6 protein-coding genes and 1 pseudogene are annotated in these 15,043 nt (G+C 36.1%); 1 reads left to right on the forward strand and 6 read right to left on the reverse strand.

The window, feature by feature from the left end:
* Positions 1-295 (forward strand): annotated as a pseudogene (locus RM529_RS12930) (hypothetical protein); the annotation flags it as partial.
* A gap of 416 nt (positions 296-711) precedes the next feature.
* On the opposite strand, the gene RM529_RS12935 reads toward RM529_RS12930, so the two are convergent.
* The 6 genes from RM529_RS12935 to RM529_RS12960 all read right to left on the reverse strand — a co-directional run bounded on the left by RM529_RS12935 (position 712) and on the right by RM529_RS12960 (position 14,418).
* Positions 712-3,084, reverse strand: coding sequence for a GH92 family glycosyl hydrolase (locus tag RM529_RS12935; protein WP_311485198.1), 2,373 nt, complete (start codon positions 3,082-3,084; stop codon positions 712-714).
* Positions 3,085-3,462: 378 nt separating this feature from the next.
* The gene (locus RM529_RS12940; RefSeq protein ID WP_311485199.1) at positions 3,463-6,333 is read right to left on the reverse strand and encodes a glycosyl hydrolase; all 2,871 of its coding nucleotides are present in this window, start codon (positions 6,331-6,333) and stop codon (positions 3,463-3,465) included.
* A 43-nt stretch (positions 6,334-6,376) separates the two neighbouring features.
* Positions 6,377-8,635 (reverse strand): alpha-L-rhamnosidase-related protein, encoded by a 2,259-nt coding sequence (locus RM529_RS12945; RefSeq protein WP_311485200.1) that lies wholly within the window; start codon positions 8,633-8,635, stop codon positions 6,377-6,379.
* 444 nt (positions 8,636-9,079) lie between these two features.
* Positions 9,080-10,630 carry a RagB/SusD family nutrient uptake outer membrane protein gene (locus tag RM529_RS12950; protein WP_311485201.1) on the reverse strand — a complete coding sequence of 517 codons (1,551 nt, stop codon included), beginning with the start codon at positions 10,628-10,630 and terminating at the stop codon, positions 9,080-9,082.
* A 23-nt stretch (positions 10,631-10,653) separates the two neighbouring features.
* Complete coding sequence (locus tag RM529_RS12955; RefSeq protein WP_311485202.1) at positions 10,654-13,833, reverse strand: SusC/RagA family TonB-linked outer membrane protein; 3,180 nt, start codon at positions 13,831-13,833, stop codon at positions 10,654-10,656.
* 429 nt (positions 13,834-14,262) lie between these two features.
* Positions 14,263-14,418, reverse strand: a complete 156-nt coding sequence (locus RM529_RS12960; protein ID WP_311485203.1) for a hypothetical protein — start codon at positions 14,416-14,418, stop codon at positions 14,263-14,265.
* Positions 14,419-15,043 lie beyond the last annotated feature (625 nt).

Here is a 15,043-nt window from a genome sequence, read left to right on the forward strand (position 1 = left end):
ACTCTCCAGACACAACAGCTGGCTATTTTTTAATCGAACTCAGGTTTATATTAAAAATCCGCAGGAAATTCCTGCAAAAATAGGATTTACACTTCTGAAGAAGAAGCTGGGATTCCGTTATTTAATGGATGTCATTCCCCTCGATGCGACATTGGTAAAAGGTTCCCACGGAAGGCTAAGCAAATCAAAAGAGAACTGGCCTCTGTTTATTACTCAAAAGAGCGGAATAAATTCACCTTCAACCATTGAACCGGTGGATGTTTACAATTTAATTGTTAAACACCTGATGCAATAAGGTCCAAGCGAATGTTAGGTAAAATACGCTATTCCTCTTTTTCATAAAATAGCCCTTTTTGCACCGCCTTCCAGAGAAGATTTCCGCCTTTTTCCCTGACAATAAATGTAATGTTTGTCAATTCTGATTCGGAGCTACGGAAGGTGATTATGAGACCTGCCGTAAAACTCATCCAACATTTTATTTCCTATCTCCATTTTAGGGTTCGTTGCCAATTTTCCCTTTTCTATTTCTTCAGATTCACAATAAATAATTTCTGCTGTGGAATCTTCAAACAGTTGCGGTTGTTTTAGGTATCAATTATATCTTTTCTCTCAAATTCTTCCACTTCAGCAGAAGTACCTTCAGCATTTCCACAGGAAATAATATCAGAAAAGGAAAGAAAACCCGGTACTTTTGGTACAAATAATGCTTATTTATAAAGAAGTGCTGGTGCCGGTCATGTAAAATTTTAATTCCCCGCCTTTCATGATGTCGCTGTGATAAATAAAAGGTTTGTCCAGTTTTTTTCCATTTAGTTCGACTTTTTCAACAAAGACATTTTCGTCGCTCTGGTTTTGTGCAATCACCCTAAATTTCTTGCCATTCTCAAGATTGATAGTAGCCTCATTAACGGCAGGGCTTCCTAATGCATACTCTTCACTACCCGGAGCAACAGGATAAAAACCAAGGGAGCTAAAAATATACCAGGCACTCATTTGCCCAAAATCATCATTTCCTCCCAAACCGTCTGCACCGCTTTGATATTGATCTTTTAATACCATTCGTATTTTGTCCTGAGCCTTCCATGGAGTATTTGTCCAGTTGTACAAATAGATTATGTGATGTGAAGGTTCATTGCCATGAACATAATTACCAATGATGCCTTCCTGGGAAATATCTTCAGTATTGGCAAAATATTTATCCGGGAGATCCATAGTAAACAGAGAATCCAGGTGTTGGGAAAATTTTTCTTTTCCGCCCATCATTTCAATCATTTCTGCAGGGGCGTGAGGAACATATAAACTGTAGTTCCAGGCATTCCCTTCAATAAATCCCTGCCCGTGAGTGTCTAGGGCATCAAATTCATTTTTGAAACTACCGTCACTCAGTTTTGGTCTCATAAATCCTGATTTGGAATCATAAACGTTGCGATAATTTTCAGAACGTTTGATAAATTCCTGATAGATGTCTTTCCTGCCCAATTTTTTGGCAGCCTGTGCTATTGCCCAATCATCATAAGCATATTCTAATGTTTTTGAAACCGAAGCTCCATTTTTGTCTTCAGGAACATATCCCATATCCATGTAATATTGAAGACCATCATAATACCCGGTTTTTGCTGTTTGCACCATGGCATCCAAAGCTCTTTCCTGATCAAATTCGGCATTTCCTTTTACAATAGCATCAGCAATAACAGATACGCTGTGGTAGCCTATCATACACCAGTTTTCATTCGCATAATGCGACCACACAGGGAGCATTGTATGCACGCTTTGGTCAGAATGAGCCATCATAGATTCTACCATATGCGCATTTCTTTTTGGCTGTAGTATATTGAAAAGTGGATGCAATGCACGATAGGTATCCCACAATGAGAAACTTGTATAATTTGTAAAACCTTCAGCCTGATGAATTCCCTGGTCAATACCGCGGTATTGACCATCAGTATCCATATATTCCGTAGGGCCTAAAAAGGCATGGTACATTGCTGTGTAGAAATTCACCATTTCTTCCCGTTTGTCGATCTTTACAATAACTTTGTTAAGTTCTTTATTCCATTCGTACCGCGCTTCTTTCTTTACCTGTTCAAAATTCCAGTGCGGAATTTCCTTTTTCATGTTTTCCAGAGCGCCTTCAGCACTTACAGGAGATATTGCGAGCTTCACCTTTACCTTTTCATTAGCCTGTGTGTCAAAATCAAAATACATTCTAATTTTTTCTCCTGCTATCTCAGGAAAGTTTCGGGATTGATCAAATTTTCTCCAGAAACCACCGTAGACCTGTTGGTCATATCTCTCCCTGCCGTAATTTTTAAAAGGTTTGTCAAAAGAAAGAGCAAAATATACTTTTCTTGTTCTGGCCCAGCCATTGGTTTGGCGATATCCTGTCACCAGAGTATCATTTTCCACACGTACGAAGGTCCAGACATTTTTGTCGTCGTAGTTGTAAATACCCGCTACGAGGTCCAGAATTATATGAGAAGTTCCGGCTTTGGGAAAAGTATACTGATGCATCCCAACTCGGCTGCTCGCAGTCATTTCTGCTTTTATGTTATAATCTTTTAGGAGCACGCTATAATAACCCGGCTCAGCTGTTTCGTCATCATGAGAAAACCTTGAGCGGTAACCACTGTCAGGATCGGTTTCTGTTCCCGGATTTAACTTTAACTCCCCAGTGGTAGGCATAATTAAAAAATCTCCGAGATCTGAATGTCCTGTACCACTAAAGTGTGTATGGCTAAATCCTACAATAGTTTCATCATCATATTGATATCCTGCACAATATTTATAAACATCTGGATTATATTTTCCATCTACTGCATAAGGAATAGTATCTGTATCCGGACTTAATTGAATGCTGCCAAAAGGAACAGTAGCGCCGGGATAGGTGTGACCCATTTTCGCGGTTCCTATAAAAGGATCTACATATTGGGCAAGGTCCTCCAGGTTTTCTAATTTTAAATTTTCTCCCTCTTTGGCAACAGATTGTTCACAGGCTGTGAAAAAAGGAAGTGCGGCGATGCAAATCCCTGTATAAAAGATGTTCTGAAATAAAAATGATTTATTTTTTAAGAAGTGCAGTACCATTTACAGGATAATTTTAGTAATTGAATTAATAATTATTTTTTTAGAGGGAATACTTCTACACCTTCATGAGTAATTTTCACCGGCTTAATTAATCCATTTTCGTCAAAATGCATTTCTTCAATAGAAGTCACCCCAGAGTTTCTGTCTGTCTCAGTACGTGGTCGACGATGGTAAACGATGTATACTTTTCTTCGTTAGGAACTTTAATAACAGAGTATGCCCCGCCCCGGTAGCTATAGGCTCCTGTTGCAAAATTTTCCCTATTCTTTTAAAAGGGCCCATAGGAGAATCGCCAATCGCATAGGCCACACTGTAATCAGGTCCTGTCCTTCCGCCTTCAGACCCAGTATTTAATTTTTATAAAAAAACAAAATTAGGTTAATAGATTGTAACCGGACCTTCGAGTCCTATTGATTGAAGAGGCTGATTTTTTCTGCCTTCATTAGTCCAATATTGAGCTATCTGATTATTTTCCAAGCTTTTCATATAATTGACCATAACTGTTATTACTTTAATTTCTAACAAATTTTCTCCATTTTCCAGCAAATCTTTTAAATCATATATCCTTTTTCCATACCATTGAGTACCTGCATTTCGGCCATTGATTATAACCTCCGATATACCATGTACTTTTCCTAAATTTAGATAGTGAAATGCTTTTTTATCATGTACCTCAAAAGTGCTTTTATAAGTTGCAGTCCCCCCGAAATGGCTATATTCTGGATCATCTTTAAGATCATTTAAAGTTTTTATTTCTGTATCAACTTTTTTTCCATCAATGTAATGAAGCTCTAAATCCCATGTATTATTTAATATCTTACTTCCGGAACCATTTTCCGGTTTAGGCTTCCAATCTTTACCTTTTTTATTTTGGTCAAATACAATTAATTTAGAATCTGCAGGACCTAAATCAATCTTTAAATTTCCTTTTGATAACTTGAGTCTAAAACGATCTCCTGTAACCGCATCCCAAAGCCAGGCCTGTTTATTCTTGAAAATTTTTTCTGAAAAATTCACGTTAAGTTCACAATCATGTTTATTACTTGAATTATTAAACATAAAAATTTCAGCAGAATCACTTTGATAGCGAACTTGATTAATAAAAGATTTAGGAGATTCTATAGAAACGTATGGTGATATTTTATATTTCTCTTGAATGTCTTTAAACCAGTCTATAAAACTATTTTCCGGTCTAGGTTTTTTTAAAAAAATAAATCGATTGGGATAATCTTTCATTTTTGCAACCCAATTTTTTACTTCTTGATCATTTCTTATGTGATTATTCCAGCCCAAAGATTTTTCAGGGTAAGCCTCAATACAAAAAACTCTACCTCCATTCTCGATGAAATCATATATCCTTTTTGCAGTTGCTGGATTCAAACTATGAATTTCAATTAAAAAAAGAATGTTATACTTTCTTTTACCATAACTCATGAAACCTTTGCTGATTTTTGAATCTGATATAACTTTTTCCGATACATAATCACAGGCATTTCCATTTTGATGAATTGCCTCCCAAACAAGTGATTGATAATTTGGAGAAACTACTGTGGGAAAAGGTTCCATTTGAGCTCCCACTTCACCCCACATGTCTGGGATGGGAGGTAAAACAGCAATATCTGCAAACATTGTTGATTGTTGAAAGAGTGCAGAAAGCCGTGCTCTGTAATCGGTATAATTTTTAAAATAAGGCCACATGGTATTATTTTCACTAAAGTAGCCCCCATAGGTTATCCAACCAGGAAATGTTGCACTCTTTGGTGAATAATTAAAACCATGAAATATGGGATGAGTAACTCCGGAAACTGCGCTTTGATCACCTGCTATCTTAAAAATTTCCAAGGATTCATTAAAAACCATAGCAGTATTGGTTAACTCTTCTGAACTAACAATATTTTTGTCTTTAAGATGTGCTGCAGAAGACACGTATTTGTTTATCATTGTATTCCCCCGACCCAGGTGCCATGGATATTGGGTAAAATCCTCTTCTGCAATATCTTCACCTAAACCATATTTTAACCAAGTTTCACATTCCGGAATATCAATTTCGAAGCTACCTTCTAATAAAAAATAATTTCTACCATAAGCCTGTGCTCTAGATTTAACATTGTTTTCTGTACACCATTTTGTATAATTCAAAATAAATGAATCATGAAACAATTCCGCTTTTGTTAAAGCAAAATCAAATCGCATACGTTCAATCATATTATTAAATTCAGGACTGAAACCAACAGTATAATTTTCATCTATAGTGTTACCCATTCTACCAATCTTAAAGAGAATAAACGGTAAGAACGGTAAAATATCATACCCTCTTCTTTTTTTAAACTCCTCAACCATCCCGCTCGTCCAATTTGCTCCTTCGACTTCCAAACTATCAGCAAAAAAAGCACGAATATCAGAACCAATTGGACCGATTCTACTTTCAATCCTGTCCGTAATATGGTTTAGATATTTATTCACTGCGTCTGAATCAAAATGATTTAATACTGGTACTTTGGACACTCCCTGTATTACACCCATAAAACCTTCTATTTCGACCAAAGCATACAACGCGTAAGAACTGTCTTTAGGAATAGATATCTTAATAGTTTCATTTACGATTTGATCAGAAAGGTCAATAACATCTTTTATATCATTTAATGGGTCTGGAACTAATTTTAATGATAACATTTCTACTTTACGCCCACTATAAGAATTGTAAATTTCCGGATCTGCTTCCGCATATAAATCAAAAAGTGAAAACTCTCTATCAGCAGGTCCTTTTATTTTCTTAACGGCAATTACTACTATTTGTGAACGCTCTTCGCCTTCAAGTACTTTTGATCCGAAAGGAAAACCAGTACCAGCTAAGAGATCACACGTCATATCAAGTGATTTAGCCTTATCGAATGTAAACTTCAATAAATCGATCCATTCATCGCTCAACCATTCTACGGAGGTTATATTCATATCATCGGTATTTGATGGAAATGAAATAGGATTAATTTCAACTCCACCTATACCTACATCTTTCAATAATTCCAACTCTCGTGCCAACTCATTTCTTTCTATTTTATTACCGTTCCACCACCATCTCACAAAAGGACGATAATTAGGCGGCGGATCTTTAAAAAGTTGATATAAATTATCGGATAATTCAGTGGCATCCTCTTTAAAAATATTTCGTGCCATTGCTGGAGTATTATACAATAACATTCCTCCTACAGTGAATACTGTACCTTGTAATAAAAATTCCCTTCTTCTCATAAATTTACAATAATTACTGTTCTATTTTTTATAATTATCCTGGTTAAATCTTTTCACTTCTAAAAGAATGTCTTCCAGAAGAACAATTAATGACGAACCATGACCCATCTACTGTTTGATTTGTAATTTCCTTACCATCAACTATTAATGAACATTCTTCCGAAATTTTTGGAATATACACTTTAGCAGTCGTATTCGCAGGAATTTTTAGATCAAGATTGAAAAAATCTCCAGATTTTTGTTTTATCTCAACGACGACATTACCTCTTATTGTAGGTAATTTCATTTTAGCCCACTCCAGTTTCCCAGGTTGTGGTTTAATAATCATTTCACTAAAACCAGCCTCAACGGGCTGTATCCCTATCATATAATGCGGAATAATATATGCTGGAGAAGCACTCCAAGCATGATTCCAACTATAATAATCGGGCATATATTTTTGATCCCAAGCCTCGGTAGTCATTGTTGCACCAACGCGAATCATGTTGAGCCAACCACGATCTGAATCATTTGTCATAAGATTTAGGGCATATTCTCCTTCTTCTGAATCATACAGTGCTTGCATTAGATAGAATGCCCCATATACTCCACAGGCCATCCACTTTCCTTTAACAAAATTTACTATACTTTCTTTCTTTTCGTTTGGAACTAACCCAAAAGCAAGAGGAAACATATTAGCGTGAAGTGAAGAGTGTTTACTTCCAATTCCATCAACATATAGTTTTGTTTCATCATTAAAAAAAGATTTATTGAAAATTCCCTTTACTTTCTCCGCCTTATTCTGAAAAAAGGCAGCATCTTCAGTATAATTAATAGCAGATGCCATTTTTCCCATTAGTAAAAGAGATCTATAGTAGAATGCGTTAACAACTGAGTTATAAGTTTTGTATTCAAAATGATCGGTTTCCCCAGATGGATATATACCTTGGAGACCATTCGGCCAATCCACAATGTCATTTAATTCTTCCCCCCCGTAGTGGATAGACTTTAAAAAGTCTTCAGTTTGTAACTCAGTACGGGTACTAATTAGTCCTACTGGTGTTTCAAGCTCTTTAAGGGTTTTTGCTTTTAGGTCCCCATAGTATTTTTCAATCATTTCAGTATTACCAGTATAAAGGTAGTCGGCATAAGCCATAAAGATACTATGCATTATCCATTCGGTAGGCCAAGAAGCATGGTATATAAGGTTTTCCATACTGTAACGGGCGGTCGTAAACTTACGATCAATAGAATAATGACACAATTGCTGTATATAACAATCCGCTTCGTACATCATTCTTTCACGGTTACTATTCGCATAATCTCCATTAAACGTATTAGCAATTGTAGAATATTTACTCAGTTCATAAATTGCGTTTAGATCATCATCAGAACTAAGAAAAGATGAGGCTTTATTGTCGAAAATTACATGCAATGCTTTCCGAGTAATTTCATTAATTTTTAAATTATTTTTTTTTGTTATTTCAACATACTGAAATGGTATAACTTCAGGCATTTGAAGCGGCAAACTTTGACTATGCGGATACTCAGGTATGAAACGGGGAATTTTTAAAATATAATCATTTGTTCCACTTTTTAATTTAAGCCGATAAGTTTCATAAATTATCGATCCTCCCAGGGGTACCGCATCGATAGAATCGTTTACTGCCCTCTCACCTAAAGCAATATCGAGGTAATCTTTATCATCATCATTTGAATTCCAGGTTATATTGAAAGTAAGATAAGCAAAAGCATCTTTCCCAAAATCATAAAAGATTTTATCTTTTTTAAAAACTATTTTTTCAGGAACTTGGTCATAAAAAACGGTGGGTTCTCGGTCTTCAAATGTCCAAAAACTATCGTCTTTTGAATTATTTATTTCTACCCACCTACTTTCTCCTGGCCAAGAATACGAATGATTAAAATCAGAAGTATTAAATCGTTGAATGACACTCCATGGAGATTTCCCCTCTTTTTTATTCCAGGTTCGAACTCTCCAAAAATAGGATTGATTAGCTTTTAATTCCTTTCCTTCATAATCAACATTAATAGATTGTTGCGAAGCAACTTCACCGGAATCCCATAAATAATTATTTTTAAAAGAGTCTGGTGATGATACAACTTGAATCTGGTACCCCAATTGATGATCTCCATCTTCTTCAGAATTCACTATCCAACTAAAACCAGGATTTGTAGCAGTAATAACCGATAATTCCGGATGAGGAAGCAATTCACAAAGTAACCCAGATGGTGCACTTTCCTGTCCATAAATGGTAAGAGTAAAAAAGAAAAAAAGAAAAAAATTGATCCTTAAATAATTCATAAATGATATTGTTTAAATCCGAAATTAATAAACTACTTAAAAATAAAAACATGCACTCATTCTATCCCAGCAATTCACTCCAAAGCAACTTTTTATTCTTAATTTTTTGAGCATCCTTAACATAAAATGAAATAAACGTTAAAACAGAATTTTAATTCAATAAAGTTCACAAATAATAACAGAGATTATAAGTTTCCATCAATAATTGGCTACTATTAATCTTCAACGATATTTGGCACAATCCAGCGTTACATTATATACCATAGTACTCTCTAACAAAAGACTTTCTGTCCATAATAATGTTAAAGAAAAAATTCCCAGAATAGTCTCTACACTAAGTTCTGAGAATAATTTCTTATCAGGTTACAATGATTTCATTTATTTTTTAAAACTAAAGACTATCAAATAAAAAACCGAATTTGACAATCTTTAGTTTTGTGAATTCTAATAACCAGGATTTTGGACTAATAGTGGATTAAGTTCAAGCTCTCTCTGAGGTATTGGATACAATAGCTTGTATTTTTCTATGTTATAGGCTTGCGGCAAAAGAAAAGGAAATTTTTCCTTCTGTTCTTCTCCAAATTCTGTCATCACCGGGATAGCTCTATCTGTTCGAATTAGATCTTGGTATCTCTTGTTTTCAAATACAAGCTCTAATCTTCTTTCTTCTGCAATAATACCTCTTAGATTGGTCTGGTCCGTCTCCGTGATCTGACCATTCCCACTACCAAATGCCCTTGTTCTTACCTGATTTAGATAGGTTAAAGCTTCTGCAGATGCTCCTGTTTCGTTTAAACTTTCTGCCAACATAAGTAGAACCTCAGAGTATCTATAGACAGGCCAATTTTGATCGGTATTCTGATTAAGATTTGGATAGGGAGGATAATAATATTTTTTGGTGAAATAATGATAATCTACTCCAGGGGTGGGTGTATAACCAACGGCACTTTCTACTCCGGAGGGTATATAACCTTGATCATCATCTGTCCCCTCTATAACACCAATACTCGCATCAAACCGCTGATCACCAGGTTCGAAAAGATTTATCAAATTCTCTGCTGGAACATTCCAGCCGCCTATAGTATTATTGAAACTCACACCTAAAATCTCCTGAGTATCCGTTGTAATGGGAGTAAAGCGATAAATAAAATTACTCTCTTGACCTGTGTTACCGGATTGATACTGAACAGCAAAAATTATTTCCTGGTTACCTTTATTGGCAGGATTAAAAATATCTCTAAAATCGGGCAGTAATTCATAATCCATCTGGGTCACATCCCTTAACAAGGGAATAGCGTTATCATATTCCTCCAGCCTTAAATAAACATGAGCCAAGGCCGTAGACGCACTTCCTTTGTTCATACGTCCGGTTTGAGAGCCACTAAAAATTGGATCGGGTAGTAAAGGTATTGCGTCCGTAAGATCGGAGAGGATTTGCGCATATAACTCATCAAGTGTTGCCCTCGGCAGAGCTGTTTCTTCTATAGTTGTTACTTGATTTAAATGCAAAGGAACACCACCATAATTTCGTGCCAAATCAAAATAATAAAAAGCACGTAAGGCCTTAGCTTCACCAATAATCCTATTTTTATCCTCATCAGACATTTCAAAGGCTATATCCTCCATGTTATCCAAAATAATATTAGTTCTAGATATACCGTTATAGTCTGCTTGATATCGTGCATAGGTCGTTGCATTATCGGCTTGGTTTAGATAAGTTTCTATATTCTCAATGCTTGCATTGCCCCTATCCCGAGCGTTATAAATATATGTTGAATTATCAGCCCTTATTTCATCCATGAAATATGCTATACTTGCAACATCCCTTAAAGGAACATAAGCACCAACTAAAGCGGTTTCGAAATCTTCTGTAGACAAGAAGAAATTTCCTTCATTTAAATTGCCCTCCGGATAAAGAGTCAGAAATTCTTTGTCACACGAGCTTAATAGGCTCAGTGCAAAAATTGAGTATGTAATTATTTTTATTTTTTTCATGATATTTAATTTAATATTTTTTTTTAAAACCTGATATTTGCGCCAATAACGATTCTTCTAGGCACCGGTGTTGTACTTAGATCTTGGCCAAATCTTCCAACAACATCATCCCGATCTATATTCACTTCAGGATTTTGACCTGAATAATTAGTGAAAACAAAAGCTTGTTGCATGGCTAGGTAAAGTCGAGCAGATTGCATAAAATTAAAATCATTAACATTAAAAGTATAGCCAAGAGCAATATTTTTAATAGCTAAGAAACTTCCATCAGATACCCATGTTGTATTTGCTAATCTATATAGTTCAGTACTACCACTGCGCGTACCAGGAGTCTCCCCATCACCCTGATCAGTGGGAGATCTCCAACGATTAATCATATCGGTACTCATATTGAAAACCCCGTCATTATTGTGAAGATCCTGAAGACTTACATTCATTATTTCGTTCCCTACTTGTCCAGCAATGTCAATAGTAAAATCAAAATTTTTGTAGCCGAAAGTATTATTCATTCCGAAAATATAATCAGGATTAGGATTACCTATTAAGGTTCTATCGTCCGCTGTTATCACACCGTCTCCATTGACATCTCTCATTCTTGCAGAGCCCAAAGCTGACGTAGAATGTGTTGGATAATTTTCAAGGTCTTCTTCTGTCATGTAAATACCATCAAAGACGTATCCATAAAATTCTCCAATACTGCCACCCTCGACAGATCTATTAAAACCGCTATATGTGCCCCCCCCTCCTATGAAAGGAGTATTTGGGGGTAATTCAACTACTTCGTTATCATTAAAGGAAATGTTGAAATTCGTATTCCAGCTAAATGCTCCATCAAAATTCACTGTACTCAGAACAAATTCATGTCCCCACATTTCAAATTCTCCTGTATTGGTAGTTATACTATTAAACCCCGATTCTCTAGGTATTGGAACATCATAGAGCATACCCTCCGTAGTTTTATTATAATAGTCATAGGAAAAACTCACTCTATTGTCTAAAAGTCTCATATCCACACCAAAATCAGCTTGACGTGAGACCTCCCAGGTTAAATTCCTATTTCCTATATTACTGAGTGATAAACCAGGAGTTAAAGAACCTCCAAAAACATAATTTGTACTTGAAATATTAGATATCTGCTGATAATTACCAATATTAAAATTTCCAGTTTCACCATAACTACCTCTAAATTTCAAGAATTTTACAAAACGATTTTCCGGAAAAAAGTTTTCGTCGCTAGCAATCCAACCAGCGGATATAGAGGGAAATACACCATACTTTTCATTGGCTCCAAAACGCGAAGATCCATCCTGGCGTATGGTTCCAGAAATTAAATACCTATCTAAAAAATTGTAATTTATTCTTCCAAATAAAGAAGCTAAGCTCCACTCTTCTAAATTATTGGTACCAGACGTAACAGCAGCCCCAGAAAGCAAAGGTACTTGGTCACCTGCAAAATTACTACCTCTCATTGATCTATACCTTCTTTCATATTTTTGAGAACTTTGACCTGCTAAAAACTCAAAGGAATGATCATTCAAATCTAAATTATAGGTTAATGTGTTTTCGTTTACCCAAGATAAGTAATTATCTGACTCGTGTAGGGAAAGATTTTGTGAAGGAGGATGTGGAAGTTCTCGTACGCCTAAGCCAGCACCGTAATGGGATCCAAAATATTCATTATAAACTGAACTGCCGAGATCAATATTAAAACTTGAATTGAATCTTAAATTATCTAAGATTTCAATCTCTGCATATAAATTTGACAACACTCGGAATTCATCTATAGTTCCATTACGCAATAGCATTTGTTCAACAGGATTTGCTACGCTGAGCATACCATCAGAAGCAACAACCGAATTAAAATTCCCCTCTTCATCATAAATGGGAACAAGCGGTGAAGCAGAAGTAGCATTACCAATTATATATCTACTTCCATCAGTTCGGCCTTCAGTATTAAGATTCTCTTGATAGGATGGCGCTATGTTCAACCCTATTGTGAAGTGATCACTCGGCCGATATTCATTATTGCTACGGAGTGAAAATCTTTCAACCCCAGTATTAAGCAATACCCCCTCTTGATTAAAATAAGATATGGTTGTACTAGACGATAATTTATCTGTGCCAGATGAAATATTTACAGAATAATTTTGAATTGGAGCGGTTCTATAAATCGCATCATACCAGTCTGTTCCTTCGCCATACCGTTCCGGATTCACATAATCATCGGGTATACCTCCCGTATAATCCTCGTATCTTGCCCTGTCCTCATAGAGACCATTCATATAAGTTGCAAATTGTCTTGCATTCATGAGATCCGGTCTCCCTCTTTCCGGAACGGTTTGCCAACCATAAGAAGCATTAAGCGATATACTAGTTTTGCCAGGTATCGCTTGTTTCGTCGTAATAAGTATTACTCCGTTAGAGGCCCTAGAGCCGTATAAAGCAGTGGCGGCAGCATCCTTTAAAACTGTAAATGTTTCAATTTGATTAGGATCAAGTTGGTCTACCCCTCCCGCAAGTGGTTGACCGTCTACTACGATCAACGGTTGAAAACCAGAAGAAAAAGAAGCTGCACCCCTTATTCTAAACTGAAACCCGTTACCTGGACGTCCTGTTGCTTGGGTAGCTTGTAATCCAGCTACCCTTCCCTGTAACTGTTGACCAAACTCAGCTGCGACAACATCTTGAACTGATTCAGCATCAACCGTGGAAACTGAACTAGTTAAGTTTCTAGTGCTTTGTCTACCATAACTCACCAGCACAACTTCGTTCAGACTCTCCGGATTAGGTTCAAGAGAAATTGTAACAGAGTCTTGAGAACCGACTGTGATTTCTTGATTTACATAACCTAAAAACTCCACAACCAGCACAGCATCTGGCCCCGAAACATTTAAACTAAAATTACCATCAAAATCAGTAACTGTACCATTATTTGTACCTCTCTCCATAACTGTCGCACCCGGCAAAGGTAGACCATTATCATCTACAACTTTTCCTTCTATACTCCTTTGATCATTTGAATTTTCAGAAATTGTGAAATCTAAAGAGTTAGTCAAATTAGGCTCTTCTAGAATAAAATTATTATTAAAGCTGTCAAATACTGTAGAGGCATCCATTTTGTTTGAGAAAGCCATCACCCCCGGGCAAACTAATAGGCAAAATGCCAAGTAGAAATGTTTTTTAAGCAGTCGATTTGATTTCATATTCATATTTTAAATGGATTAAAATTATTCTTTTTTCAAGTTTCAGTCCTCTTAATTGTTAAAATTATTAACATTGTTTCAAATATATCCTAATACTTCCATTTGTGTATCCTGTACTATGCTGCTTTTTTGTCAATCCAAAAGTTTTTTCTAAAAATTGTATATTCTATACGGTATAAGGAGTATCCCCCATACATTTCAGTCCATGGCCGTTCTGAGAAATGGTCAAAAAGAAGCGGGTATAAATCCGTCTAACATTAAAACTTAGCTGAGCCGCTCATGGTTGCCAGTAAGAATAAATACTTGCTACAATCAGCCTTTCAAAAATTTATTTAAAAAGCCTCCTATTGAGCTTATAAACGAATTCATCAAGATAAGTTTTGCAGGTATTCCCCATTTATTATAGGCCCCTAAGAGTTCCTTTTTGCATTACTGATCGCTAATGTACCATTTCAGTATTTCAGGCGTAGTCTCCTTTTTGGATTTTGCAGTAATATGAGCCTCCACATATTCCTCAAAATTAAAATAGCTTGAACTTTTATCGGACAATACAATAGTTTTTGGATCCAGAGAATCCTTTATCATATTCAACTTCCTAAGATTTATGGTTTTTTAGGATTTTCAGAACCTGCAATGGCTAGATGTTTTACCTGATGTTATATTTTCAAAAGGTGGGGACTCTGCCATGACGGCTACATTAATTTGTCGCTGATGCCTCGCCTCCGTTTTAGGTTCTCCTTTGTAGGTTCCGGCACCTGTTTTTCAAAATACTCCTCAAATTCAATTATATCCGTGAGCTGGTATTGGTCATCTCTTTTGCCCATAACAACCCATAACTGATGCATTATAGACCAAATAATCATATTCCTTTTATTACCTATCTGCCGCTGTAATCCACAAGCAGAAATTTCTTTTTTGGTGCTGGTATAAGAGCATCACAAGAAACCAGATGCGAAAGGGCAAACGTGAATTTTCCATTACGGTTCCACTTTTTAAAGTTGTCCTGAAACACATTTTCAGCACTGGAATTGCCATTTTGCATTCAGCCAGTAAGGATTTCTGCACCCACATTTTTTGCAAATTATACCTTCTTTCACCCGAATATCCCTGAAAATACTCTTTACAGCTTTGTTCGCTGGAAAACTTGTTCATAACCTGAGTTCGATTAAAAAATAGCCAGCTGTTGTGTCTGGAGAGTTTGATATTTGAT

Source organism: Autumnicola edwardsiae, from assembly GCF_031846505.1.
In the GTDB taxonomy this organism is placed as follows: Bacteria; Bacteroidota; Bacteroidia; order Flavobacteriales; family Flavobacteriaceae; genus Autumnicola; species Autumnicola edwardsiae.